Raw genomic sequence first — 24,124 nt, 5'->3', positions numbered from 1 at the left:
GGCTACGCCCCCTCGCGGAAGCGGTTGGTGATCGGATAGCGCCGGTCGCGGCCGAAATTGCGGGGGGTCACCTTCACCCCGGGCGCGGCCTGCCGGCGCTTATATTCGGCAAGATTGAGCATCCGCTCCACCCGCGCCACCAGCGCGGCGTCGAATCCCTCCTCGACGATCGTGGCCACCGGGCGCTCCAGTTCGACCAGCCGTTCGAGGATAGCGTCCAGCACCTCATAGGGCGGCAGGCTGTCCTGGTCCTTCTGGTTCTCGCGCAGCTCGGCCGTCGGCGGCTTGACGATGATGTTCTCGGGGATCACCTCGCCGCCGGGGCCGAGCGCATAGGCCGGCTTCCAGCGGTTGCGCAGATGGCACAGGCGAAACACCTGGGTCTTGTAGAGATCCTTGAGCGGGTTGTAGCCGCCGTTCATGTCGCCATAGAGCGTGGCGTAGCCGGTCGACATTTCCGACTTGTTGCCGGTGGTGACCACCATCGCGCCGAACTTGTTGGAGATCGACATCAGCAGCGTGCCCCGGACGCGGGACTGGAGGTTCTCCTCGGTGACGTCGCGCGGGCGGCCCTCGAACAGCGGCCCGAGCAGCCGCTCCAGCGCTTCCACGCCTTCCGCGATCGGCACGATGTCGTAGCGGCAGCCCAGCGCCTTTATCACGCCCGCCGCGTCCGACAGGGATTCTTCCGAGGTGTAGCGATAGGGCAGCATCACGCAATGCACGCGCTCGGGCCCCAGCGCATCGACCGCCATGGCGGCGACCAGCGCGGAATCCACGCCGCCCGAGAGGCCCAGCACCACGCCGGGGAAGCGGTTCTTCTCGACATAGTCCTTCAGCCCCATGACGCAGGCAGCGTAATCGGCCTCGTCATCGGCGACCAGCGGGGCGCGCGCGCCCTCCTCGCAGCGCCAGCCATCGGCCCAGCGCTCCCAGCGGGTGATGCGCAGGCGCTCCTGAAAGTTGGGGAACTGGATCGCCAGCGAGCGGTCAGCGTTCAGCACGAACGACCCACCGTCGAACACCAGTTCGTCCTGCCCGCCCAGTTGGTTGATATAGGCGAGCGGCAAGCCGCTCTCGACCACGCGAGCCACCGCGACATTGGTGCGCTCGTCATAGGCGGTGCGGCGATAGGGCGAGCCGTTAGGCACCAGCAGCATTTCCGCGCCGGTCTCGGCGAGGCACTCCACCACGTCGGGGCCCCAGATGTCCTCGCACACCGGCACACCGAGCCGCACGCCCTTGAACGGGATCGGCCCCGGCATCGGGCCGGGCGAGAACACGCGCTTTTCGTCGAACACGCCGTAATTGGGCAGGTCCACCTTGTGGCGCACCGCCGAGATGGCGCCATCCTCCAGCAGCAGCACCGAATTGTGCAGCCGTCCGCCCTCGACCCAGGGCGAGCCGATGAGGATGGCGGGCCCGCCATCGGCGGTCTCGGCGGCGAGCGCTTCCACGGCCTGCCGGCAGGCAGCCTGGAAGGCCGGCTTCAGCACGAGGTCTTCCGGCGGATAGCCGGCGATGAACAGTTCGGTGAATAGGATGAGATCGGCGCCCTGCTCGCCGGCCTGCGCGCGGGCGGCGCGGGCTTTCTCCGCATTGCCGGCGATGTCGCCGACGATCGGGTTGAGCTGGGCGAAGGCGATGAGAAGCTGGTCGACCGGGGCGCTGGACATGGCAGGAAGATTTACCGTTCTGTCGCGCGCGGGGCAATCGGGGGGCGTGTCACTATTGCGCTCTCAGCGCCGCGACCAGATCGCGCGCCACCTCGTCCCATGTCCGCAGGTGAAGCGCGGCGACCTCCGCCTCGCGGGCGCGCAGATAGTCACGGTCCCGGATCGGCCGCTCCAGCGTGTCCGCCATGTCCTCCACCGCGTTCGGATCGAAATAGTCGGCCGCCGCGCCCACCACCTCGGGGATCGAGGAGGCATGCGAGGCGACGCAGAACCGGCCGAACCATGCGCTCTCGCCCACCGGCAGGCCCCAGCCCTCGAACAGCGACGGGTAGACCGAGAAAAGGCAATGCCGATAGAGCGCGGCGAGGCGCGCATCGTCGGGGCGCTCCACCAGCTCGATGACGCCGCGCATCTGCGGGTGGCGGGCGAGGAAGGCGTCGAGCAGCGCGCTCTTGCCGCCATGGCTCCCCGCGATGACCAGCTTGGGCAGGCTCTCGCCAAGGCGTTCGTGCAGCCGCGCCCAGGCCTGCATCAGCCGGGGGAAATTCTTGCGCGGATAGCCAAGCGAGCCGATGGTCAGCACATACTCGCCATCAATCCCGGCCGGCCCGATCTCCCCGTCATAATCGAAGACATGGGCGAGCGGTACGATATCGAGCCGGTCGACATGGCCGCCGAGGGCGGGCACCCGCGCCGCGATCTCCCGTCCGGTGAAGGCCGAGACCGACACATAGCGCCGCACCAGCAACGCCATGCGCGCGAACCAGTCGCGGAACTCGGGATTGTCGACGTCCATCGGCGGGTCGGCGAACGGGATGAGGTCGTGCACCAGCAACACGATCTCGACATCGCCCCGCGCCGCGATCTCGCGCAGCCGCGCGGGATGATCGTCAAGCGCCCAGGCGGTGCCCAGCACGACGAGCCGCACGCGGCCCAGCGGCAGGCCACCCTCGCGCAGCGCCCAGCCCGCGGGGCGGCTCTCGCCGGGCGGCGGCACATGGCGCACCTTGCGGCGGAAGCGCAGATAGCGCCGCCAGCGCCGATACCACGCGCGCAGCGGGCGGCCGCGATATTTCAGCTCGTTGATCGGGAAATAGGCGTCGGCGAGGCCGAGCCCGTGGATCAACGCCGCCGGCTGCTCCAGCGCCTGTGCGACCGCGGCAGGGTCGATCGCGGCATAGGCGCCGCGCGCGGGATGGAGAAACACCAGCGCCATGCCCTCGGCATCGGCGCGGTCCGTGATATGGCGCAGGATTTCCAGCACCACGCGGGCAATGCCGCCGACGCCCGCCTTGCGGTGCAGCAGCATGACGAGATCGGTAAGGTCGAAGACAAGGGCGGGTGCGGCTTGCGCCGTCTCAAGTGCCCCGGCGCGCGCGCCATGCTCATTCATAGGCTGGTTTCCGTCCGACCCGGCATTCCCGTTCCGGCATACCGCGCCGCTCGCGCCGACGTAACCCCCTTCGCACAGGCCGCCCGGCCGCCCGGCGCTCCGCTGCACTCAGGACGAAGGCTCCGCCCGCCAGTCCGCCGGCTTGGCCTCGCCGCCGCCGCCCGGCTGCGGCGGGTCCGGCCGGCGCCGGAGGCGTGCGCGCAGCCGCCACTCGATCACGCGTTCCAGGGTGCGGTAGCGGAAACGGCGGAAGGCGCTGGTGCTCTTGCGCTGGCGGTAATTGCGGTAGGTGGAGGCGTCGTGGCGCGCGGACCACAGGCGATATTCGAGGTCGGCCACATCCACCCGGTCGGCGGCGACATCGAGAACGATGCGCTCCAGCAAGCCGGTCTCCTGCGCGTAGAATATGGAATCATGCTCGCAGAAATAGACGCGTATCGGCTCGATCGTGGCACGCCGGCTCAGATAGCGGATGTGGCGCCTGTCGAGATTATAGGGATCGAACACCGCGTAGATGCGTACGTCGCGCGGCGGCACCCGTTCGTCCCACATCCGGCGAACGCGGGCCATCTCCCAGCGTTTTTCCCACGACAGGGTTAGGCTCGCCTGCGGAGAGAAGGCCAGAACGGCATCGGCGCGCAGCGCGTCCGCAAAGCGGATTGCCGCATAGCCGCCCATGCTATGGCCATAGGCAACCACCCGAGCACCGGGCGGAATCTCCGCGCGGATAGCCGCCAGAAGCTCGGGCATCTCGGGATACTGATACCAGAGGTTGCTTTCGCTGATGAAGTGATAGGCGGTGAAGCCGCGCTTGGCGAAGAAGGCCTCGCCGAAACCCTCGCGTCCCGGTTGGCGCTCGCCCGGCACCAGCGGCTCGAATGTCACGAAGACAACGTCTTCACGCCGACCCGGTGTCTTGATCACCGAGAGTTCTTCGCTCTCGAAAACGATCTGCCGCACCCGGACGCCCCTCCCTTCGAACCGGCATCCCCGGCAGCGCAAAGCCGCCGGGAATGTCGGACTTACGCGGGTAGCGCATTCTCACGGCTTCCGCCGCAAGATCACGCCGCCGTCGCCTCACTCGGCGGCGGCGATCACCGGGCGCTCGCGGCCCACGCGCGCCTGCTTGAGCAGTTCGGCGACGAGGAAGGCCATCTCGATGGCCTGCTCGGCGTTGAGGCGCGGGTCACAATAGGTGTGGTAGCGGTCCTTGAGGTCCGCATCCGAGATCGCGCGCGCGCCGCCGGTGCATTCGGTGACGTTCTTGCCGGTCATTTCCAGATGAATGCCACCGGGGAAAGTGCCCTCGGCCGCGTGAACCGCGAAGAAGTCCTTCACTTCGCGCAGGATCTGGTCGAACGGGCGCGTCTTGTAGCCCGAGGCGGCCTTGATGGTGTTGCCGTGCATGGGATCGCACGACCACACCACGGTGCGGCCTTCGCGCTGGACCGCGCGCACCAGACCCGGCAGGTGGTCGCCCACCTTGTCGGCGCCGAAGCGGGCGATCAGCGTCAGACGGCCAGCCTCGTCCTGCGGATTGAGCTGGTCGATGAGGCGGATGAGATCGTCCGGCTTCAGCGACGGGCCGCACTTCAGGCCGAGCGGGTTCTTCACGCCACGGGCATATTCCATATGCGCATGGTCCGGCTGGCGGGTGCGGTCGCCGATCCAGATCATGTGGCCGGAGGTCGCGTACCAGTCGCCGGTGGTGGAATCCACGCGGGTCAGCGCCTGCTCGAAGCCAAGCAGCAGCGCCTCATGCGAGGTGAAGAAATCGGTCGCTCGCATCTCCGGATGGCTTTCCGGATCGATGCCGATGGCGCGCATGAAGTCGAGCGCCTCGGTGATGCGGTCGGCGAGCGCCTGATAGCGGCCGGACTGCGGGCTGTCCTTGATGAAGCCGAGCATCCACTGGTGCGCGTTGGCCAGATTGGCGTAGCCGCCATTGGCGAAGGCGCGCAGCAGATTGAGCGTTGCCGCCGACTGGCGGTACGCTTCAAGCTGGCGGCGCGGATCGGGAATGCGCGCTTCCGGCGTGAACTCGATGTCGTTCACGATGTCGCCGCGATAGGACGGCAGCTCGACCCCGCCCACGGTCTCGGTCGGCGCCGAGCGCGGCTTGGCGAACTGGCCGGCGATGCGCCCGACCTTCACCACGGGAGAGGCGCCGGCATAGGTCAGCACCACCGCCATCTGCAGGAAGACGCGGAAGAAATCGCGGATGTTGTCAGCCGAGTGCTCATAGAAGCTCTCGGCGCAGTCGCCGCCCTGGAGCAGGAACGCCTCGCCCTTCGCCACCTTGGCAAGCTCGCGCTTCAGGCGGCGGGCCTCACCGGCAAAAACCAGCGGCGGAAAGGAGGCAAGCTGACGCTCCACGGAAGCCAAAGCTTCTGCGTCGGGATATTCCGGCACCTGCTGAATGGGCTTGGCCCTCCAGCTTTCCGGTGTCCAGCGATCGGACATGTTTGCCTCCTAAAGACATCAACCGCCCGCCCCTTCTTGACCTTCCGGGGGACGGGAAAGGCGCGCCTTATACACCCAAGCGCAAGGGAAACGCCAGAAGGCCGCGACGCACGCCCGCAGGAGCGCCGTTGCACCGATGCCTAGATCGCCGGCGTGGATTCCGCCGACTGCTCGGGCAGGTCGCTGCTGTCATGCTTGGTACGCAGCGTCACCAGTTCCTCGGCCGCGCTCGGGTGCAAGGCGAGCGTGCGGTCGAAATCGGCCTTGGTGGCGCCGACAGTCATGGTGATACCGACGATCTGGATGATCTCGGCCGACGCCTCGCCAATGAGATGCACGCCGATCACCTTGTCGTCCTTCTGGTCGACGATGATCTTCATGAACACCCGCGATGGGCTGCCGGAGAGCGTCGCCTTCATCGGACGGAAATCGGTCTTGTAGATGTCGAGCCGGCGGCCCTGCGCCCGCGCCTCTTCCTCCGTCAGCCCGACCACGCCGATCTCCGGCTCGGTGAACACGGCGGTGGGCACCAGCGAGTGATCCACCACCCACGGCTTGCCGCCGAACACGGTATCGGCGAAGGCATGGCCCTCGCGTATCGCGATCGGGGTGAGGTTCACCCGGTCGGTGACATCGCCCACCGCATAGATCGAGGGGATATTGGTGCGCGAATTCTCGTCGACCACGATGGCGCCGTTGGGATTGAGCTGGACGCCGGCCGCTTCCAGCCCGACTCCGACCGTGTTCGGCACCCGGCCGATGGCGAGCATCACCTCATCCGCCAGCAGCACCCGCCCGTCGTTGAGCCGAACGCGCCGGCCCTGATCGGTGGCGTCGATGGAATCGATGGTGACGCCGAATTCCAGCGCGATGCCGGCGGCCTCCAGCTCTTTCGACAGCCGTTCGCGAATCTCCTCGTCGAAGCCACGCAGCAGCTTGTCGCCGCGATGCACCACCGTGACCTTCGAGCCGAGGCCGGCCAGCAGGCTGGCGAATTCGAGCGCGATGTAGCCCGCGCCCTGGATCACGATGCTCGCCGGCAGGCGCGGCAGGTGGAACATCTCGTTCGATGTGATGCCGAGTTCGCGGCCGGGAATGTCGAGCCCGAGATTGGGCCGCCCGCCGGTCGCGACCAGGATATAGCGCGCGGTGACACGGCTGCCATCGGCAAGCTCGACCTCGTTCGGGCCGGTGATGACCGCGCGCTGCGGCACGATCTCGACGCCCGAGCGCTCAAGATTGCCGCGATAGGCGCCCTCCAGGCGCTCGATCTCGCGGTCCTTGTTGGCAATCAGGGTCGGCCAGTCGAAGCTCGTGCCCTCCACCGTCCAGCCGAAGCCGGCGGCGGCGGTGAACTCATGGGCGAAGCGCGACGCGTAGACGAACAGCTTCTTGGGCACGCAGCCGCGGATCACGCAGGTGCCGCCGAGCCGGTATTCCTCGGCTATCCTGACCCGCGCGCCATGGGAGGCCGCGATGCGCGCGGCGCGCACGCCGCCCGAGCCCCCGCCGATGACGAAGAGGTCGACGTCGAACTTGTCCATGAAAGCGCACCCGGTGACATTTCCAGCTCACCGGCATGTCGCCCCGACGGCGCGCCACGTCAAGCCGGCGCATGGCTGACCTCCGGCAATCGGTTAGCCTTCCGTGTATCTCGACAGCGCCCCCGTGCCGCTCTAGCTTCGCGTCCAGCGTAAAGACGGTGCTGCCCCCACAAGCGCCGCACGCACGACCTGGAGGAAAACCATGAATCAGAATTTCCGCGGCGCCCTGCTTGCGGCCGCTTTCGCCTTGGCCCTTCCGCTCGGCGCCGCCCAGGCGCAGAGCGAGCTGAAGATCATGGCGCCGGCCGGCCCCGGCGGCGGCTGGGACCAGACCGCGCGCTCCATGCAGCAGGTGCTCCAGTCCGAGAAGATCGTCCCGAACGTGCAGGTGATGAATGTTCCCGGCGCCGGCGGCACCATCGGTCTCGCCCAGTTCGTGAACTCCGCCAAGGGCGACCCGAACCAGCTCATCGTCGGCGGCTATGTTATGGTCGGCGCGATCATCACCAACAAGTCGCCCGTGAACCTCTCGCAGGTGACCCCGATCGCCCGCCTGACCGGCGAATACGAGGCCATCGCCGTGCCGGCCAGCTCGCCGCTGAAGTCGATGGCCGACCTCGTGGCCGCGCTCAAGGCCGATCCGCAGAAGGTGTCCTGGGCCGGCGGCTCGGCCGGCGGCACCGACCACATCACCGCCGGGCTGATCGCCAAGGCCATCGGCGTCGACCCGACCAAGGTCAACTACATCGCCTTCTCCGGCGGCGGCGAGTCGCTCGCCTCCATCCTCGGCGGCAAGGTCACGGTCGGCATTTCGAGCATGAGCGAGTTCGAGGCACAGGCCAAGGCCGGCAAGCTGCGCATCCTCGGCGTGTCGAGCCCCGAGCGGCTGGCCAACCTGCCGGATGTCCCGACCTTCAAGGAGTCCGGCGTCGACGTCGATATCCAGAACTGGCGCATGGTCGCCGCCGCGCCCGGCCTGACGCCGGAGCAGAAGGCGCAGGTCACTGCGACGATTGAGAAGATGGCCAAGTCCCAGGCCTGGCAGGACATGCTGGCCCAGAAGGGCTGGGTGAACACCTATCTCGCCGGCCCCGAGTTCGAGGCGCAGCTTGCCAAGGACATCGCCGCCACCCAGACCATCCTTAAGGACATCGGCCTCGCGCAGTAAGCGCGCGGCTGACCCGCCTGCCTTTTGCCGCTCCCCTGCCGGCCAACGGCCGCGGGGGAGCGCGCGTCTTCATCCCTCGGGAGCCGCCGATGTCCGACACTACTCCCTCATCACCCAGGACCGCCGACAAGGCTGGCTTCGCCATTGCCTTCGGCCTGGCGGCGCTCTCCCTGGTCGTGGGCTGGGACGCCTGGCGCCTGTCGAGCGTGAACGCGCATTCGGCGGTCGGCCCGGCGGCCTTCCCCACCATCATCTCGGCCGGGCTCGCCCTGCTCGCTGTCGCCACCGCGGTCGAGGCGATGCGCGCCGGCCCGGTTGACCGCCCGCGCGACGAGATCGTGCCCATGGCCTGGGTACTCGCCGGGCTCGTCGGGCAGATCGCTCTATTGCCGTTCCTCGGCTTCTCCATCGCCACCGGCTGGCTGTTCGCGGCCACCGCCAAGGGTTTCGGCAAGGGCCCGGTCTGGGGGCATTTCCTCGCCGGCACGGTGATGTGCTTCATCATCTACCTGATCTTCGCCAAGGGGCTGCAGCTCTCGCTGCCTGCCGGCCCGCTCGAACGGCTGATCTGAGGGGCCGCCGTCCATGGATACGTTCGCCGCTCTCAGCCAGGGCCTGCTGATCGCCCTGCAGCCCATGAACCTCGTCTTCGCCTTCGTCGGCGTCATGCTCGGCACGGCGGTCGGCGTGCTGCCGGGCATCGGCCCCGCGCTCACCGTCGCGCTGCTGCTGCCGATCACCTTCAAGCTCGACCCGGCCGGCTCGCTGATCATGTTCGCCGGCATCTACTATGGCGGCATGTATGGCGGCTCCACCGCCTCGATCCTCTTGAACACGCCGGGCGAAAGCTCCTCGATCGTCACGGCGCTCGAAGGCAACAAGATGGCCCGCGCCGGGCGCGGCGGCCCCGCGCTCGCCACCGCCGCCATCGGCTCCTTCGTGGCCGGCACCATCGCCACCATCGGCCTCGCGCTGATCGCCCCCACCGTGGTCGACATCGCCATCTCCTTCGGACCCGAGGACTATTTCGCGCTGATGGTGCTGGCCTTCACCACGGTGTCGGCGGCGTTCGGCTCCTCGGTCACGCGCGGGCTGACCAGCCTGTTCATCGGCCTCGCCCTCGGCCTGATCGGCATCGACCTGCAGAGCGGGCAGGCGCGGCTCTCCTTCGGCATCCCGGACCTGCTCGACGGCGTGGAAGTGACCACGCTCGCGGTGGCGCTGTTCGCCATCGGCGAGACGCTCTCGGTGGTCGCCGCCGGCGCGCGCGCGGACGAGATCATCCAGCCGGTGAAGGGCTCGGTGTTCATGAACCGGGAAGACTGGAAGCGCTCCTGGAGGCCGTGGCTGCGCGGCACCTTCCTCGGCTTCCCGATCGGCGCCATGCCGGCGGGCGGCGCGGAAATCCCGACCTTCCTGTCCTATGCGCTGGAAAAGCGACTGTGCAAGAAGCCGGACGAATTCGGCAACGGCGCCATCGAGGGCGTCGCCGGGCCGGAAGCCGCGAACAACGCGGCCGCTGCCGGCGTGCTGGTGCCCCTCCTCACCCTCGGCCTGCCGACCTCGGCGACGGCGGCGATCATGCTCGCCGGCTTCCAGCAATACGGTCTCAATCCCGGCCCGCTGCTGTTCGTCACCAATCCCGATCTGGTCTGGGGCCTGATCGCCAGCCTGTTCATCGCCAACACGATGCTGCTGATCCTCAACCTGCCGCTGGTCGGCCTGTGGGTGCGGCTGCTGGCGATCCCCCGTCCGTGGCTCTATGGCGGCATTCTCGTGTTCGCCACGCTCGGCACGCTCGGCGCCAACCCGTCGCTGGTCGAGCTTGGCATGCTGCTGATCTTCGGCCTGCTGGGCTATGTGCTGCGCCGCTACGACTACCCGATCGCCCCGGTCGTGGTCGGCCTCATCCTCGGCCCGCTGGCCGAGCAGCAGCTGCGCCGCGCGCTCGCCATCAGCGTCGGCGACCCGGTGGTGCTGTTCCAGAGCCCGATCGCGCTCACGCTCTACGCGCTGTCCGCGCTCGCCCTGTTCGGGCCGCTGCTGTTCTTCCTCGCGACCGGCCGCAAGGCCCCCGTGGGCGGCGACGAGGACTGAGGCGCGCCGGCCGCTGCCGCCTCCCGCACAAACAGAAATGCCCGGCTCGCGCCGGGCATTTTCATATCCGTCCTGCCGCGAGGATCAGATGGTGAAGCCGCGCTTCTTCATCTCCTCGCGCACCCGCGCTTCCATCTCGCGGGAGAACTTGGCGCTCCAGGTCTGGATGCCGCGCAGGCCCTCGTCCAGCAGTTCCTGCCGGCGCTGCACCAGCTTCACGCCCACCGGCGAGCGGTAGAAGGTCAAGAGCTCGGTCAGCTCAGCCTCGGAGAACTGCGCCGCATAGGTCTGCGCGAGGATCGCGGTGATCTCGGCGCGGCGGTTCTCATATTGCGGGATCATCGACTTGGCGACGTCGCGCAGGTCGCGGATCAGGTCCGGATTGGCCTGCACGAAGCTATTGGCCGCCTGCTCGATGACGCCGGGGATCAGCGCGTCGAAGGCGCTTGCCTCGCCATTGGCGACCAGCAGCTCGTTGGCAAGCTTGATCTGCCCGGCGCTCGGCGGGGTGGCCGGCTTGGCAGGGGCCGCCGCCTGCGCTTTGTCCATGGGGAAGGGCTGGCTCTGGGCCAGCGCCGGCCCGGCCGCCGCGATCCCGGCGATCAGCCCCAAGGCGGCGATCGTGTTCGCGGCCGGGTGCCGGAACCCGGAACGGCCTGCAAGCGCAAAACGCATGAATCTCTCCCTGACGAACTCGTGACCGTCACGCACGGTCGAGGACCGCTATGCCGTCGGCGCCCGCGAGAATGACGCGGCTCGCCAGATTGATGAACAGGCCATGATCCACCACACCCGGAACCTGCTCCAGCGCGCGGGCGAGGAGTACGGGGTCGGGAATCGCGCCATAGGCCGCGTCGAGGATCAGGTGTCCCTGATCCGTGACAAAAACATGGCCGTCCTTGCCGCGGCGCAGGGTAAGCAGCCCGGCGCAGCCGGCCGCGCGGGCGGCGCGCTCGATGCCCCGGCGGATCGCCGCGACGCCGAAATCCACCACCTCGATCGGCAGCGGGAAGGCGCCGAGGGTCGCGACATGCTTGGAGGCGTCGGCGATGACGATCATCTGCGCGGAGGCCGAGGCGACGATCTTCTCGCGCAGCAGCGCGCCGCCGCCGCCCTTCACCAGAGCGAGGCCGGGGCCGACCTCGTCGGCGCCGTCCACGGTGAGGTCGAGCGCGGGATGCTCGTCCAGCGTGCCGAGCGGCACATTCAAGCTCTGCGCCAGCGCGCGAGTCTGCTCGGAGGTCGGCACGCCGACCACCTCCAGCCCCTGCGCGACGCGCTCGGCCAGCAATTCGACGAAATGCTTCGCGGTGGAGCCGGTGCCAAGCCCGAGCTTCATGCCGGAGCGCACCTGCTCCAGCGCGCGGGCGGCTGCAAGGCGTTTGAGACTCTCGGCGTCGGACATGCGGGGCTCCAGAAATCCAGCTCCGCTGCCTACCGCCGAACCGCGGCGAGAACAAGCCCGCCGCGCCTTTTGCGCGCAGCTTCGCGCGCCGGAAAGCTGGTGCTCAGCGCGCCCCGGGCGTGCACACCACCACCGCCTCGGCCCCGCCATTGGGGCGCGGCATGTCGCGCACATAGCACACGCTCATCTCGCCGGTTTCCACATTGACCCGGAAGATGCCGGTCTCGCCGGAATAGCGGGTGGACACGATGTCGTAGCTGCCCTCCCCCGCCGGCCCGGCGCTGGGATCGCGCGGGAAGCACTTGGTCAGCCCGATCAGGCTGCCCTCGGGGCGCTCGAACTGGCAGGCCGAGACTTCGCCGGTGCGGGCATTGACCGAATAGAGACGGTTCGCCTGCGCGGAAGGCGGCGAGCCGAACACATAGGGCCCGGCATAAGACGGCGGCGCGGCGTCGGTGGAGGGCGCAGGCGCGGGCTTCGTCTCGGCCGGCGTGGTGGACTGGCCCTGCGCGAAGGCGATTTGCGGCGCGGCAAGCACCAGCACGGCCAGGGCGCCGGCGGTCAGGCTGGCGAGCACAGGCCTGCGCCGGACAGGGAAACGCGAAGGGCCGGTTCGGAACAGCGGCATCATCAGAAAACTCCCGGAAGCAAAGCCTTGACGAATGGATCGGCGCGCCGGCCGGCACCTGCGCCGTATGGACGCGGAACGCTGGACAGCAAAAGCGGCAGGATTGTAGGCCTGTAGCATCAAGCGCGTCGTCACGCCGTCCGCTCCCGCTTTTCGCCCGTTCGCATCTATCGCGTTTTATCTACGGAACCGTTTATGCCCTCATCGATCGCCTCCGCGCCAGCCGTCATCGCCTTCGATCTCGATGGAACCCTGGTCGATACGGCCCCGGACCTGCTCGACACGCTCGATCTGGTGCTGGCCGAGGCCGGCGCCCGGCCGCTGCCGCATGAGGACACCCGCAAGATGATCGGCGCCGGGGTCAAGGCGCTGGTGACGCGCGGCCTCGACGCCGCCGGTGTCACCGTGGACGAGGCGCGCTTCGCGGCGCTGGAGTCGATGTTCCTCGCCCACTACACCGACCACATCGCCGACCGTTCGCGCCCGTTCCCCGGCCTCGTCGAGGCGCTGGACGAACTGACCGCGCGCGGCCATGTGCTCGCCGTGTGCACCAACAAGCTGGAGCATCTGTCCAAGCTGTTGCTCACCCGGCTCGGCCTCGCCGAGCGCTTCGCCATCATCGCCGGCGCCGATACCTTCCCGGTGAGGAAGCCCGATGCCGGCCATCTGCTCGGCACCATCGCCGGCGCTGGCGGCCTGCCCGGCCGCGCGGTGATGGTCGGCGACAGCATGACCGACGTGCTCGCGGCCAAGAATGCACGCGTGCCAGTGGTGGTGGTGCCGTTCGGCTATACCGACATTCCGGCCGAGGAACTGGGCGGCGATGCCTTCATCGACCATTTCGCCCGGCTGCCGGAAACTGTGGAGCATCTGCTCCTAGCGCGTTGATTGCGGCAGGGCGCTTGACACCACTCATGTCGACACACTAAATCCAGCCCGCCTCACGGCACTGTTGCGGTTCGCCAAGAACCCGACGGGCGATTAGCTCAGCGGGAGAGCACTCCCTTCACACGGGAGGGGTCGCAGGTTCAATCCCTGCATCGCCCACCATTTCCTTCCGACATGTTGCAGTTGGCGGCCGCGTCTGCGGCCCTTAGAACTGGGTCCCTGTTCACAGCCGGGGCAAGCCGGGCGGGCGCGAGTATCTCCATGGCACAGTGGCAGTGGATTCTGACCCAGTTCAGCCGGCGCCTCTGGGTCCGGGCCAGCCTCATCGGCTTCCTCGGCGCCGCCGGCGCGGTGGTCGCCGCCTTCGTCGAGCCCTACGTTCCCTGGGAACTGCCGCACTCCATAGGCGCGGACGCGGTGGACAGTCTGCTGGACATCATAGCGTCCAGCATGCTTGCCGTGACCACCTTTTCGCTCAGCGTGATGGTGTCGGCCTATGGTTCGGCCACCAGCAACGTCACCCCGCGCGCGACACGCCTGCTGGTCGAGGATCGCGTCTCGCAGAACGTGCTGTCGACCTTCCTCGGCTGCTTCCTGTTCGGCATTGTCGGCATGATCGCGCTGAAGCTCAGCTTTTACGGCGAGCGCGGGCGCGTGGTGCTGTTCCTGATCACCATCGGCATCGTGATCCTCATTGTCATCACGCTGCTGCGCTGGATCGATCATCTCACCCGGCTCGGCCGCGTTGGCGAGACCACCGATCGCGTGGAGCAGGCGACCCGCATCGCCATCGAGCAGCGCCGGAAGGCGCCGTGCCTCGGCGGAAGGCCGCTCGGCGAGGCACCGCGCCCGCTACACGACGCGCGGGCAGTTGGGGCCGACCTCATCGGCTATGTCCAGCACATCGACATGCCGGCGCTGTCCCGCTGCTGCGAGGCCCGGCAGGTCGATATCCTCGTCCTTGCGCTGCCGGGAACCTTCACCTACCCGACGACGGCGCTCGCCCGCATATCGCCGCGCAAGGATGCCCCCACCGACGAGGGCGACGCAGATATGGACGGGCTGATGCACGAGGTTCGCGGCGCCTTCACCATCGCGTCGGAACGCAGCTTCGATCAGGACCCTCGCTTCGGTCTCGCCGTGCTCAGCGAGATCGCGATGCGCGCGCTGTCGCCGGCGGTGAACGATCCGGGCACGGCGATCGATGTCCTCGGTCGCGCGACGCGCCTGCTCGCGCTCTGGGCCGAGCCGGTGGAGGCGACGGAGCCGCAATTTCCGCAACTCTTCGTCGCGCCGCTCGCCGCCGACGATCTGATGGAGGATGCCTTCATGCTGATCGCGCGTGACGGCGCCGCGCTGATCGAGGTGCAGTTGCGGCTGCAAAAATCCCTCAATGCCCTCGCGCAGCTCGGCGATACCGATTTTCGCGCTGCCGCCCTTCGGCAGGCATCAATGGCACGCCAACGCGCGGAGGCGGCATTGACGCTCGTCGAGGACAAGCAGCGCCTGCGCGAGGTGCATGCGGATATCGAGGGCAGACCTGTGGCCCCGCTCTCCTGACCGACGCGACGCGGCACCTGGGCCATCACTGCCGGGGCCCGGCCCTCGGCTCAGGTCTTGAGCTGACGGGCGAGCCAGCCCATGGCGGCGAGCACCGCTCCGCCAATGACAAGTCCACCCAGGCCGCCCCAAACCGCGCCTTGGCTCCCGGCGAGCCAGTTGCCGCCGAGCAATCCCGCCACGCCGAGAATCAGCGGCGCCAGGCATCCGATCGCAATCATCCAGCCCCTCCCGGAACCCGTCCGGCCGAATCCGCAGACCACCGTCCACAGCGTCGCAAGACGTGTGGATAGCCACCCCTGAGACGGCGCCGCACGCGCGGTGACGCCTCGGGGGTCCTATGATAATGGCTGGAATGTCACGTGTCAGAGAAGCGGCGCCTTTTTGCACCAGTCCCTTTCCTATCGCTCCCATATTGACGGCCTGCGGGCGATCGCGGTTCTCGGTGTGGTCCTGTTCCATTTCGGGGCGGACTGGCTGCCGGGCGGCTTCATCGGCGTCGACGTGTTCTTCGTCATTTCCGGCTTCCTGATCTCGCGCTCCATCTTCGGGGACATGGCTGACGGCTCGTTCTCGATCGTCGGCTTTTATGAGCGCCGCATCCGCCGCATCGCGCCCGCCTTCCTGGTGGTAACGGCGGTTACCGCGCTCGCCGCCTCGCTGATCCTGCTGCCGCACGAATTGCTGATCTTCGGCCGCTCGATGCTGTGGTCGGTGTTTGCGGCCGGCAACATCTTCTTCTACCAGCGGCTGGACTATTTCGGCCCCGGCGCGCAGGAAATGCCGCTGCTGCACTACTGGTCCCTCGGCGTCGAGGAACAGTTCTATCTCGTCCTTCCCGCGCTGCTGCTGCTCTGCCGGCGCTACCGCCCCGGCGCGGTGCCGGCGATGATCGTGGCGCTGCTCCTCGCTTCGCTGGTGGCGAGCGAGGCGATGCTGCGCCATGACCCGGCCGCCGCCTATTTCCTGCTGCCGTTCCGCGCCTTCGAAATGCTGATCGGCTCCGCCCTCGCCCTGCCCGGCATGCGGTTCCCGGCCTCGGCGCCGCTGCGCGCGGGCGCGGTGCTCGCCGGCTGCGTGCTCATCCTGGGCGGCATGGTGTTCATCACCTCCGCCATGCCGTTCCCCGGCCTGCTGGCGCTGGTGCCGAGCCTCGGGGCGGCGCTGGTGATCTGGGGCGGGGAGAAGGGCGCGAGCCTGCCGTCGCGCCTGCTCAGCATCCCGCCCATGCTGTTCTTCGGACGGATCTCCTATTCGCTCTATCTGGTGCACTGGCCGATCGTCTCGCTGGTGTCCGAGCGCTTCGACGACCTCGACCCGACTTGGTTCCTGATCGGCGGCGTGCTGGCCTCGACGCTGCTCGGCTACCTGTCCTATCGCTTCGTCGAGCAACCGGTCCGCCTCAACCGGGCCTTGTTCACGCGCGCCCGGCTGGCCGGGGGTACGGCGGCGGCCACCGCCCTGCTCGCGGTGTTCGCGCAGGTCACGGTCTCCACGCGCGGCCTGCCGATGCGCTATGAGGGCGAGGTGCTGCGGCTCGCCAAGTTCGCCACCTACAAATCCGACCACATCTTTCGCTCGGGCAGCTGCTTCATCGTGTTCAGCCGGCGCGATACCGACCTCAAGCCGGAATGCCTGCCGACGCAGCGCCCCAACATCATCCTGTGGGGCAACAGCCATATCGCGCAGTTCGTCAACGCCATCGACGACGTGGCCAAACAGCACGGCTATGCGCTGGGTCAGGTCACCGGCGCGGCCTGTACGCCGTTTGCCGGCGGCCAGGGCGGGGGCTCGCCGTTCTGCGCCAGCATGAACCAGCTCGCCTTGGACTGGCTGATGAAGAACCGCCCCGACATCGTGGTAATCGGTGCGGTCTCGGCGATCTTCCCGGAATTCGACCGGGGCGTGGCTGAGTTGGCGAAGGCCGGCATCCGGGTAGTGGTGGTCGGGCCGGTTCCGCTCTTTCGGCGCACCGTGCCGAAAATCCTCGCGCGCCGCATCGCGCGCGGCGACACCGACATCATGGCGGGGCGCGACCTCAAGCCGGAGGTGGCGCAGGAAGACGCGGCGCTGAAGGCACATTTCGCCGGAAACCCGGACGTGACCTATCTCTCGGTGCTCGATACCGGCTGCCACGGCACCGACTGTCCGCTCTCAGCCAATGGCGAACCGCTGCAGTTCGACGCCTCGCATTTCACGCAGGCTGGCGTCGATTTCTTCGGCTTCCCCCTCGCCCGGCGCATCTTTGCGGATGCCGGCGTGGCGGTGGGCGCGTCGGCGACGCCTGTGTCTTCCGCGCCATAGCGCGTCCGCGACGGCGCCACCTCGCGACAAGATGAAGAGTTCTTTCGTACATTCGCCGCATACTTGCCACCTGCGCCCTTCGACGACGCCCGGCTCTCAAGCTAAGCTTGTCTGCCCGGCGCCGGGTCGGCAGGGGCAGGTTCGTTCCGTATGAGGCTGGCGATGCGACTGATGAAACTGGCGGCGGGGGCCGCCGCGCTACTAATGTTGAGCGCCATGGCACCCGCCATGGCCTATGAACCCGGCCAGAGCCGGTTCCTGGGCATCTTCCCGATGCCGTCCGATTTCGGCGTCGGGCCCAAGTCCGGCTATCGCGGCTCCTCGCCGATCCCGCGCCAGACTGTGCGCTATGACGGCAAATACGCGCCCGGCACGATCGTGATCAACACCGCCGAGCGGCGGCTCTATCTCGTCCAGCCCGGCGGCACCGCGCTGAAATACGGCATCGGCGTCGGCCGCGACGGCTTCCGCTGGTCCGGTACCAAGACCATTACCCGCAAGGCCGAGTGGCCGGGCTGGACGCCGCCGCCGCAGATGCTGAAGCGCCGCCCGGACCTGCCGCGCTATATGCCAGGCGGCATCGACAACCCGCTCGGCGCGCGCGCCATGTATCTGGGCTCGACGCTCTACCGCATCCACGGCTCCAACGAGCCGGAGACCATTGGCCAGGCTGTGTCCTCGGGCTGCTTCCGCATGACCAATGACGACGTGTCCGACCTGTACAACCGCGTCGCGGTCGGCACCCGGGTCTATGTGCTGAACTGACCCCGCGCAGGCGGCGCCGGCTCAATGCCGGCGCTGCGCTCCGGCCGGGTCGCGCGACTGGTTCTTCGCCGCGAGCTCCTGAAGGTAGCGCTTCCAGCGCTCCTCATACTCGTCGCCCAGCGTGCGGAATGTGTCCCAGGTGTAGATGCCGGTGGAATGGCTATCGTCGAAGATCAGCCGCACGGCATAATGCCCGACCGGGATCACTTCCTGGATGCGCACCTCGCGCTTGCCGGGCACGGTCTGGCGGTCGGCGGGCGAATGGCCCTGCACCTCGGCCGAAGGGCTCTCGACCCTCAGATATTCCGCCGACAGCGTGTAACTGGCGCCGTCGTCGAAGGCGATGGTGATGCCGCGGCGGTCCTTATGGACACGGATTTCGGTAGGCCAGGCGTCGGTCACGGGCGTTTCCCTCACATGTGCCCCCCACATAAGCCCACGGCGCGGATCCGCCAAGATGGCCGGGCAAAACGGAAATTTGAACGGTTTCCGCTATCGCCCGATAGGGTTCGCCGGCTTGGCAGTCCCACGGTCACCCCTTAGATAAGACAGGCGCGCCAATGCGATGCCAGGGAGTTGAGCGTGAGCGACCAGCGCGAGGCGATGATCGACAGGATACTTCGGGAGCCCGCGCGTGCGCCGCTGGTCGATACGTTCGGCCGCGCCGTCACCTATCTGCGCGTCTCGGTGACCGACCGCTGCGACTTCCGCTGCGTCTACTGCATGGCAGAACACATGACGTTCCTGCCGAAGCCCGAACTGCTGACGCTGGAAGAACTCGACCGGCTGTGCTCGGCCTTCGTGGCGCGCGGCGTGAAGAAACTCCGGCTCACCGGCGGCGAGCCGCTGGTGCGGCGCGATGTGATGACGCTGTTCCGCTCGCTCGGCCGCCATCTCGACTCCGGCGCGCTGGAAGAACTGACCCTCACCACCAACGGTTCGCAGCTTGCCCGCTTCGCGGACGATCTGGCGGCGTGTGGGGTCAAGCGCATCAACGTCTCGCTCGACACGCTTGACCCCGAACGATTCCGGGCGCTCACCCGCTGGGGCGACCTCTCCAAGGTGCTCGCCGGCATCGACGCCGCGCAACGTGCGGGCCTGCAGGTGAAGCTGAACGCGGTGGCGCTGGCCGGCGAGAACGAGCTTGAAATCCCCTCGCTGATCGAATGGGCGCATGGCCGCGGCATGGATGTCTCGCTGATCGAGGTCATGCCGCTGGGCGAGACCGGGGCCGAGCGCATCGACCAGTACCTCCCGCTCAGCCGCGTGCGCGCGCAGCTCGCCGAGCGCTGGACGCTGGAGGACATCCCCTACCGCACCGGCGGCCCGGCGCGCTATGTCTCGATTCCCGAGACCGGCGGGCGGCTCGGTTTCATTACCCCGCTCACCCATAATTTCTGCGAAGGCTGCAACCGGGTGCGCGTCACCTGCACGGGCACGCTCTATATGTGCCTCGGCCAGGACGACGCGGCGGATTTGCGCGCGCCGCTGCGCGCCTCGGAGAGCGACGAGAAGCTCCACGCCGCGCTCGACGATGCCATCTTCCGCAAGCCCAAGGGGCATGATTTCGTGATCGACCGCCCCGGCCGCCCGCCGGCGCTGCGCCGGCACATGAGCGTCACCGGCGGCTGAGGCGGCGGCGCACGCGGACATCTCATCGCCATCCGCACATGGCAGAACTGCGCCCCGGCCCCTTGCTGCGGCGCAGCATCGGGCGTTAAATCCGTAGAACTCCCTATAGCTGCGTCGCGCCCGTCAGGTCCCGACGCGCCGTGCGTGAAAGCCTCGTCCATGAGAATGCCGCTCCTTGCCCTCGCCATGGCCTCCTTCGGCATCGGCACCACCGAGTTCGTGATCATGGGCCTGCTGCCAGAGGTGGCGGCCGATCTCGGCGTCAGCATTCCCGCGGCCGGGCTGCTCGTGACGGGCTATGCCATGGGCGTGGTGATCGGGGCGCCAATCGTCGCCATCATCACCAATTCGCTGCCGCGCAAGGCCACGCTGATCGGGCTTTCCAGCATGTTCGTGCTCGGCAATTTCCTGTGCGCGGTGTCGCCGGACTACTGGATGCTGATGGGCGCGCGGGTGGTGACTGCGTTCTGCCATGGCGCGTTCTTCGGCATCGGCGCGGTGGTCGCCTCCAACCTCGTGCCGCCGAACCAGCGCGCCAGTGCCATCGCACTCATGTTCGCCGGGCTAACGCTCGCCAATGTGCTGGGCGTTCCCGCCGGAACGGCGCTCGGGCAGGCCATGGGCTGGCGCTCCACCTTCTGGGCGGTGGTGATCATTGGCATCGCGGCAGTCACCGCCATCGCGCTGTGGGTGCCGCGCAATATTCCCCATTCCAGCGGCAACATCGTTTCGGAATTCGCGGTACTGAAGCGCCCGCAGGTGCTGCTGGCCATGGGCATGAGCATCCTCGCCTCGGCCAGCCTGTTCACGGTCTTCACCTATATCGCGCCGCTGCTGCGTGACGTGACCGGCATGAGCCCGCACACCGTGACCTGGGTGCTGGTGCTGTTCGGCATCGGCATCACCATCGGCAACATCGTCGGCGGCAAGCTCGCGGACTGGCGGCTGATGCCGTCGCTGATGGGCATCTTCGTCGGGCTGGCCGCCGTCCTCGTGGTGCTGGTCTTCGCCGTGCCGTTCGCGGTCGCGGCCGTCGCCACGGTTTTCGTCTGGGGCATCCTGGTCTTCGCCGTGGTGCCGCCGATCCAGATGCGGGTGGTGGACAGCGCGGTCGGCGCGCCGAACCTTGCTTCCACGCTCAATCAGGGCGCGTTCAACCTCGGCAATGCCGGCGGGGCATGGATCGGCGGAGCGGCGATCACGCTCGGCGTCGGCTATGCCGAACTGCCCTGGGTTGGCGCGGCGCTGGCGGTCGGCGCGCTCGGCCTGTGCGTCGCCTCGCAGGCTCTGGAGAAGCGCGAGGGCGCGCCGCTCGCAGAGCCGGTCTGCGAGGAATGCTGAGCACGTCCGGCAAAAACACTGTAAAGCGTTTAACCTGTCCTGATCTGGCCGTGATTCACGGCTAAGGAACGCCGTCTCCCGCCGAAGCGTGATCCATGCATAACCATTCAGCCAATACCCGCGGCATCCTGCTGATGATCGCGGGTTCCTGCTTTTTCGCCGGCAATGACGCGCTCTCCAAGCTCGCCCTGACCGCGATCCCCTCCTCGCAGGTGCTGGCCGTGCGCGGGGCGATGGCTGGCGTGGTGCTGCTGGCGCTGCTGGCCATGCGCGGCGAACTGCCGGGGCTGCGGCATGCCTTCGACCGCCTCGTGATGCTGCGCGCGGTGATCGAGGCGGTGAGCGCGGTGCTGTTCATCACTGCCATTTCGGTCATCTCGATCGGCGACGCGGCGGCGATCATCCAGGTCGCGCCTCTGGTGACCATGGCGCTGGCGGTGCTGCTGTTTGGCACCAAGCTGAGCTGGCAGCGCTGGCTGGCGGTCATCACCGGCTTTCTCGGCGTGGCGCTGATCGTCAAGCCCGGCGCGCACGGCTTCGACCCGATGGCCTCGCTGCCCTTCCTCTGCGCCTTCCTGATCGCGTTCCGCGATTTCATCACCGGCCGTATCGGCGCGCATATCCCGACGTTGGTGGTGACGCTGGTGACCGCGATGGTCGGCATGATGCTCGGCTTTGGCGGCAGCGCGATCCAGGAATGGCAGCCGCTCGATGGTCCTGTGCTGATGCTGCTAGCGGTGGGCAGCGTGACGCTGGTGCTGGGCCACATGTTCACCATCGGCGCCTTCCGCGGCACCGATCCGGCGCTGATCACCCCGTTCCGCTACGCCACGGTGGTGTGCTCGGTGGCGCTGAGCGCGATCATCTTCCAGAACCCGCCGGATCTGGTCTCGATCGCCGGCATGGCGATGATCGTGGCGGCGGGGCTGTACACGATGCATAATCACCGCGCGAGCCACAAGGCCGCGCTTGCCACCACGGCGGCGGCCGAGCGCGAGGCGGTCTGAACCGCCTCGCCGTTGGAAGCCCTCAGGTCCGCGAGCGGGCGCGGATCATATAGCCGTCATAGGGATATTCGCCGACCTGCCACCAAAGATACGACTCGTTGCGGAAGTTCAGCATGGAGTCGTAGATCGTCTTGAAGTCCGCGTTCTGCGCGGAAATCTCGGCCATCAGCGCGGTGTTCTCCTTATAGGCGGCGTCCATCACCTCCGTCGGGAACGGACGAAGCTGCGCGCCCTGCGCCACCAGCCGGCGCAGCGCCGCCGGGTTGCCGGCGTCGTACTTCGCCAGCATGTCGGCATTGGCATAGGCGGACGCCGCCTCGAACGCCGCCTTGTAGGGCTTGGGCAGCGCGTCCCACGCCTTGTTGCCGGCGATGAAATGGATGGTCGGGCCACCTTCCCACCAGCCGGGATAATAGTAATAGGGCGCCACCCGCACGAAGCCGAGCTTCTCGTCGTCCACCGGCCCGACGAACTCGGCGGCGTCGATCGTGCCCTTCTCCAGCGCCGGGTAGATGTCTCCGCCGGCAAGGTTCTGCGGCACGAGGCCGAGCCGCGAGAGCACCTGTCCGGCAATGCCGGGAATGCGCATCTTCAGGCCCTTGATGTCGGCGACCGTCTTGATCTCCTTGCGGAACCAGCCACCCATCTGCGCGCCGGTATTGCCGCCGGCGAAGCCGATGACGTTGTACTTGGCGAGGAAGGCGTTCTGCAGCTCCAGCCCGCCGCCGTGATAGAGCCACGACGTCTGCATGCGCGCGTTGAGTCCGAACGGCAGCGTCGTGAAAGGCGCGAAGGCCGGGTTCTTGCCGATGTAGTAATACAGCGCGGTCTGGGCGACCTCGACCGTGCCGTTCTGCACCGCGTCGAACGCCTGGAGGCCCGGCACCAGTTCGCCGGGCGCGAACACGTCGATCCGGAACTGGCCGTCCGTCGCCTCGCCGACATATTTCGCCAGCAGCACCGCCGAGCCATAGATGGTGTCCAGCGACTTCGGGTAGCTGGAGGTCAGCCGCCAGCGTACCTTGGGCGCGGACTGGGCGATGGCGGGGGCGGCGAGCGTGGTGGCGGCGGCGGCAAGGCCAGCGCCCTTCAGCAGATGGCGCCGCGAGGTCGGTGTCGACATGGCGTTTTTCCTTCTTGGTCGTCGAGCCGATCGGCTCAACCGCGCGAACGGGCGCGGATCATGTAGCCGTCATAGGGGTATTCGCCGACCTGCCACCACAGATAGCCCTCGTTGCGGAAGGCGAGAAGCGAGTCCAGCACCTTCTTGAACTCGGGATTCTTGGCGGAAAGCTCGGCATAGAGCTCGGTGGTCGCCGTGTAGGAGGCGTCGAGGAAGCTCTGCGGGAACGGGCGAAGCTGCGCGCCCTGCCCCACCAGCCGGCGCAGCGCCGCCGGGTTGCGCGCGTCGTACTTCGCCAGCATGTCGGCATTGGCATAGGCAACCGCCGCCTCGAAGATCGCCTGATAGGGCTTGGGCAGCGCGTTCCACTTGGCGCGGTTCACCACGACGTTCATCGTCGGCCCGCCGTCCCACCAGCCGGGATAGTAGTAATAGGGCGCGACCTTCACGAATCCGAGCTTCTCGTCGTCATAGGGCCCGACCCATTCGCAGGCGTCGATCGTGCCCTTCTCCAGCGCGGCATAAATGTCGCCCGGCGCGATCTGCTGCGGCACCACGCCGAGCTTGGCCACCACCTGCCCGGCAATGCCGCCGATGCGGAATTTCAGGCCCTTGAAGTCGTCGAGCGTCTTCACCTCGCGGCGGAACCAGCCGCCCATCTGGGTGCCGGTATTGCCGCCGAGGAAGCCGACGAGATTGTACTTCTTTAGGAAGGCGTCCTGCAGCTCGCGGCCGCCGCCATGGTAGTACCAGGCGTTCTGCATGCGCGCGTTCAAGCCGAACGGCATGGTGGTGAAGCAGGCGAAGGTCGGGTCCTTGCCGACGTAATAATAGAGCGGGGTCTGGGCCAGCTCGACCGTGCCGTTCTGCACCGCGTCCAGCGCCTGAAGGCCGGGGACGATTTCGCCGGCCGCGAAATTCTGGATGACGAACCGCCCGTCGGTCGCTTCGCTCACATATTTCGACACCAACTCATTGGCACCGAAAATGGTGTCCAGCACTTTCGGCACGCTGGAGGTGAGCCGCCAGCGCACCTCGGGAGCGGACTGGGCGATGGCGGGGGCGGCGAGCGCGGCCGCCGGGGCGGCAAGGGCGGCGGAGCGAAGAAGATCGCGGCGCTTCATCAGGCT

General features: G+C 67.8%; 22 protein-coding genes and 1 tRNA gene. 11 read left to right on the top strand and 12 right to left on the bottom strand.

The genetic code is table 11. From position 1 onward, the window contains the following. Positions 1-2: 2 nt before the first annotated feature. The 5 genes from VRZ77_RS05515 to gor all read right to left on the bottom strand — a co-directional run bounded on the left by VRZ77_RS05515 (position 3) and on the right by gor (position 7,076). Positions 3-1,676, bottom strand: a complete 1,674-nt coding sequence (locus VRZ77_RS05515; protein WP_414591649.1) for an NAD+ synthase — start codon at positions 1,674-1,676, stop codon at positions 3-5. A gap of 52 nt (positions 1,677-1,728) precedes the next feature. Then, the gene (locus VRZ77_RS05510) at positions 1,729-3,069 is read right to left on the bottom strand and encodes a glycosyltransferase family 4 protein (RefSeq protein ID WP_414591648.1); all 1,341 of its coding nucleotides are present in this window, start codon (positions 3,067-3,069) and stop codon (positions 1,729-1,731) included. Between the two features lie 108 nt (positions 3,070-3,177). After that, positions 3,178-4,029: an alpha/beta hydrolase gene (locus tag VRZ77_RS05505; protein ID WP_414591647.1), complete on the bottom strand. Its 852-nt coding sequence runs from the start codon at positions 4,027-4,029 to the stop codon at positions 3,178-3,180. Positions 4,030-4,146: 117 nt separating this feature from the next. Beyond that, a complete protein-coding gene (locus VRZ77_RS05500; protein WP_414591646.1) occupies positions 4,147-5,532 on the bottom strand; it encodes a class II 3-deoxy-7-phosphoheptulonate synthase in 1,386 nt (461 codons plus the stop codon). 140 nt (positions 5,533-5,672) lie between these two features. Continuing rightward, a complete protein-coding gene (gene gor, locus VRZ77_RS05495) occupies positions 5,673-7,076 on the bottom strand; it encodes a glutathione-disulfide reductase (RefSeq protein WP_414591645.1) in 1,404 nt (467 codons plus the stop codon). A 202-nt stretch (positions 7,077-7,278) separates the two neighbouring features. Between gor and VRZ77_RS05490 the strand changes: the two genes are divergently transcribed. The 3 genes from VRZ77_RS05490 to VRZ77_RS05480 all read left to right on the top strand — a co-directional run bounded on the left by VRZ77_RS05490 (position 7,279) and on the right by VRZ77_RS05480 (position 10,341). Continuing rightward, positions 7,279-8,244 carry a Bug family tripartite tricarboxylate transporter substrate binding protein gene (locus tag VRZ77_RS05490; protein WP_414591644.1) on the top strand — a complete coding sequence of 322 codons (966 nt, stop codon included), beginning with the start codon at positions 7,279-7,281 and terminating at the stop codon, positions 8,242-8,244. An 89-nt stretch (positions 8,245-8,333) separates the two neighbouring features. Further along, positions 8,334-8,816 carry a tripartite tricarboxylate transporter TctB family protein gene (locus VRZ77_RS05485; RefSeq protein ID WP_414591643.1) on the top strand — a complete coding sequence of 161 codons (483 nt, stop codon included), beginning with the start codon at positions 8,334-8,336 and terminating at the stop codon, positions 8,814-8,816. Between the two features lie 13 nt (positions 8,817-8,829). Continuing rightward, on the top strand, positions 8,830-10,341 hold the full coding sequence (locus VRZ77_RS05480) for a tripartite tricarboxylate transporter permease (protein ID WP_414591642.1): 1,512 nt from the start codon (positions 8,830-8,832) through the stop codon (positions 10,339-10,341). Between the two features lie 84 nt (positions 10,342-10,425). Here VRZ77_RS05480 and VRZ77_RS05475 read toward each other — a convergent pair whose 3' ends face one another. The 3 genes from VRZ77_RS05475 to VRZ77_RS05465 all read right to left on the bottom strand — a co-directional run bounded on the left by VRZ77_RS05475 (position 10,426) and on the right by VRZ77_RS05465 (position 12,377). After that, a complete protein-coding gene (locus VRZ77_RS05475; RefSeq protein WP_414591641.1) occupies positions 10,426-11,016 on the bottom strand; it encodes a DUF2059 domain-containing protein in 591 nt (196 codons plus the stop codon). Between the two features lie 28 nt (positions 11,017-11,044). Then, positions 11,045-11,746 carry a ribose-5-phosphate isomerase RpiA gene (rpiA, locus tag VRZ77_RS05470; protein WP_414591640.1) on the bottom strand — a complete coding sequence of 234 codons (702 nt, stop codon included), beginning with the start codon at positions 11,744-11,746 and terminating at the stop codon, positions 11,045-11,047. Positions 11,747-11,849: 103 nt separating this feature from the next. Next, on the bottom strand, positions 11,850-12,377 hold the full coding sequence (locus VRZ77_RS05465; RefSeq protein WP_414591639.1) for a hypothetical protein: 528 nt from the start codon (positions 12,375-12,377) through the stop codon (positions 11,850-11,852). 192 nt (positions 12,378-12,569) lie between these two features. On the opposite strand from VRZ77_RS05465, the gene VRZ77_RS05460 reads away from it, so the two are divergent. The 3 genes from VRZ77_RS05460 (at position 12,570) to VRZ77_RS05450 (ending at position 14,822) form a co-directional block, all read left to right on the top strand. Then, positions 12,570-13,262 carry an HAD-IA family hydrolase gene (locus VRZ77_RS05460; RefSeq protein WP_414591638.1) on the top strand — a complete coding sequence of 231 codons (693 nt, stop codon included), beginning with the start codon at positions 12,570-12,572 and terminating at the stop codon, positions 13,260-13,262. Between the two features lie 87 nt (positions 13,263-13,349). After that, positions 13,350-13,424, top strand: a tRNA-Val gene (locus VRZ77_RS05455). A gap of 99 nt (positions 13,425-13,523) precedes the next feature. Further along, a complete protein-coding gene (locus tag VRZ77_RS05450; RefSeq protein WP_414591637.1) occupies positions 13,524-14,822 on the top strand; it encodes a DUF2254 domain-containing protein in 1,299 nt (432 codons plus the stop codon). 50 nt (positions 14,823-14,872) lie between these two features. On the opposite strand, the gene VRZ77_RS05445 is transcribed toward VRZ77_RS05450, so the two are convergent. Further along, the gene (locus VRZ77_RS05445; RefSeq protein WP_414591636.1) at positions 14,873-15,043 is read right to left on the bottom strand and encodes a hypothetical protein; all 171 of its coding nucleotides are present in this window, start codon (positions 15,041-15,043) and stop codon (positions 14,873-14,875) included. 163 nt (positions 15,044-15,206) lie between these two features. Between VRZ77_RS05445 and VRZ77_RS05440 the strand changes: the two genes are divergently transcribed. After that, positions 15,207-17,126 (top strand): acyltransferase family protein, encoded by a 1,920-nt coding sequence (locus VRZ77_RS05440; RefSeq protein WP_414591635.1) that lies wholly within the window; start codon positions 15,207-15,209, stop codon positions 17,124-17,126. Between the two features lie 162 nt (positions 17,127-17,288). Further along, positions 17,289-17,891: a L,D-transpeptidase gene (locus VRZ77_RS05435; RefSeq protein WP_414591634.1), complete on the top strand. Its 603-nt coding sequence runs from the start codon at positions 17,289-17,291 to the stop codon at positions 17,889-17,891. A gap of 21 nt (positions 17,892-17,912) precedes the next feature. Here VRZ77_RS05435 and VRZ77_RS05430 read toward each other — a convergent pair whose 3' ends face one another. Further along, positions 17,913-18,323, bottom strand: coding sequence for a gamma-butyrobetaine hydroxylase-like domain-containing protein (locus VRZ77_RS05430; protein WP_414591633.1), 411 nt, complete (start codon positions 18,321-18,323; stop codon positions 17,913-17,915). Between the two features lie 171 nt (positions 18,324-18,494). Between VRZ77_RS05430 and moaA the strand changes: the two genes are divergently transcribed. The 3 genes from moaA (at position 18,495) to VRZ77_RS05415 (ending at position 21,871) form a co-directional block, all read left to right on the top strand. Further along, positions 18,495-19,523, top strand: a complete 1,029-nt coding sequence (gene moaA / locus VRZ77_RS05425; RefSeq protein ID WP_414591669.1) for a GTP 3',8-cyclase MoaA — start codon at positions 18,495-18,497, stop codon at positions 19,521-19,523. Between the two features lie 159 nt (positions 19,524-19,682). After that, positions 19,683-20,864, top strand: a complete 1,182-nt coding sequence (locus VRZ77_RS05420) for an MFS transporter (protein ID WP_414591632.1) — start codon at positions 19,683-19,685, stop codon at positions 20,862-20,864. Positions 20,865-20,959: 95 nt separating this feature from the next. Beyond that, positions 20,960-21,871, top strand: coding sequence for a DMT family transporter (locus VRZ77_RS05415; RefSeq protein ID WP_414591631.1), 912 nt, complete (start codon positions 20,960-20,962; stop codon positions 21,869-21,871). 22 nt (positions 21,872-21,893) lie between these two features. On the opposite strand, the gene VRZ77_RS05410 is transcribed toward VRZ77_RS05415, so the two are convergent. Together VRZ77_RS05410 and VRZ77_RS05405 are read right to left on the bottom strand one after the other, a co-directional pair. Then, positions 21,894-22,994 (bottom strand): TRAP transporter substrate-binding protein, encoded by a 1,101-nt coding sequence (locus tag VRZ77_RS05410; RefSeq protein WP_414591630.1) that lies wholly within the window; start codon positions 22,992-22,994, stop codon positions 21,894-21,896. A 35-nt stretch (positions 22,995-23,029) separates the two neighbouring features. Continuing rightward, complete coding sequence (locus VRZ77_RS05405) at positions 23,030-24,118, bottom strand: TRAP transporter substrate-binding protein (RefSeq protein ID WP_414591629.1); 1,089 nt, start codon at positions 24,116-24,118, stop codon at positions 23,030-23,032. Positions 24,119-24,124 lie beyond the last annotated feature (6 nt).

It is taken from the genome of Ancylobacter sp. G4_0304 (assembly GCF_047501495.1).
Lineage (GTDB): Bacteria > Pseudomonadota > Alphaproteobacteria > Rhizobiales > Xanthobacteraceae > Ancylobacter.
This window is presented reverse-complemented; position numbering and strand designations above follow the sequence as displayed.

Excerpts from the sequence above, each read along its gene's own strand:
- VRZ77_RS05515 (WP_414591649.1), bottom strand. The coding sequence starts at position 1,676 with ATGTCCAGCGCCCCGGTCGACCAGCTTCTCATCGCCTTCGCCCAGCTC.
- VRZ77_RS05510 (WP_414591648.1), bottom strand. The coding sequence starts at position 3,069 with ATGAATGAGCATGGCGCGCGCGCCGGGGCACTTGAGACGGCGCAAGCC.
- VRZ77_RS05500 (WP_414591646.1), bottom strand. The coding sequence starts at position 5,532 with ATGTCCGATCGCTGGACACCGGAAAGCTGGAGGGCCAAGCCCATTCAG.
- gor (WP_414591645.1), bottom strand. The coding sequence starts at position 7,076 with ATGGACAAGTTCGACGTCGACCTCTTCGTCATCGGCGGGGGCTCGGGC.
- VRZ77_RS05490 (WP_414591644.1), top strand. The coding sequence starts at position 7,279 with ATGAATCAGAATTTCCGCGGCGCCCTGCTTGCGGCCGCTTTCGCCTTG.
- VRZ77_RS05485 (WP_414591643.1), top strand. The coding sequence starts at position 8,334 with ATGTCCGACACTACTCCCTCATCACCCAGGACCGCCGACAAGGCTGGC.
- VRZ77_RS05480 (WP_414591642.1), top strand. The coding sequence starts at position 8,830 with ATGGATACGTTCGCCGCTCTCAGCCAGGGCCTGCTGATCGCCCTGCAG.
- VRZ77_RS05475 (WP_414591641.1), bottom strand. The coding sequence starts at position 11,016 with ATGCGTTTTGCGCTTGCAGGCCGTTCCGGGTTCCGGCACCCGGCCGCG.
- rpiA (WP_414591640.1), bottom strand. The coding sequence starts at position 11,746 with ATGTCCGACGCCGAGAGTCTCAAACGCCTTGCAGCCGCCCGCGCGCTG.
- VRZ77_RS05465 (WP_414591639.1), bottom strand. The coding sequence starts at position 12,377 with ATGATGCCGCTGTTCCGAACCGGCCCTTCGCGTTTCCCTGTCCGGCGC.
- VRZ77_RS05460 (WP_414591638.1), top strand. The coding sequence starts at position 12,570 with ATGCCCTCATCGATCGCCTCCGCGCCAGCCGTCATCGCCTTCGATCTC.
- VRZ77_RS05450 (WP_414591637.1), top strand. The coding sequence starts at position 13,524 with ATGGCACAGTGGCAGTGGATTCTGACCCAGTTCAGCCGGCGCCTCTGG.
- VRZ77_RS05445 (WP_414591636.1), bottom strand. The coding sequence starts at position 15,043 with ATGATTGCGATCGGATGCCTGGCGCCGCTGATTCTCGGCGTGGCGGGA.
- VRZ77_RS05435 (WP_414591634.1), top strand. The coding sequence starts at position 17,289 with ATGCGACTGATGAAACTGGCGGCGGGGGCCGCCGCGCTACTAATGTTG.
- VRZ77_RS05430 (WP_414591633.1), bottom strand. The coding sequence starts at position 18,323 with ATGTGGGGGGCACATGTGAGGGAAACGCCCGTGACCGACGCCTGGCCT.
- moaA (WP_414591669.1), top strand. The coding sequence starts at position 18,495 with ATGATCGACAGGATACTTCGGGAGCCCGCGCGTGCGCCGCTGGTCGAT.
- VRZ77_RS05420 (WP_414591632.1), top strand. The coding sequence starts at position 19,683 with ATGAGAATGCCGCTCCTTGCCCTCGCCATGGCCTCCTTCGGCATCGGC.
- VRZ77_RS05415 (WP_414591631.1), top strand. The coding sequence starts at position 20,960 with ATGCATAACCATTCAGCCAATACCCGCGGCATCCTGCTGATGATCGCG.
- VRZ77_RS05410 (WP_414591630.1), bottom strand. The coding sequence starts at position 22,994 with ATGTCGACACCGACCTCGCGGCGCCATCTGCTGAAGGGCGCTGGCCTT.
- VRZ77_RS05405 (WP_414591629.1), bottom strand. The coding sequence starts at position 24,118 with ATGAAGCGCCGCGATCTTCTTCGCTCCGCCGCCCTTGCCGCCCCGGCG.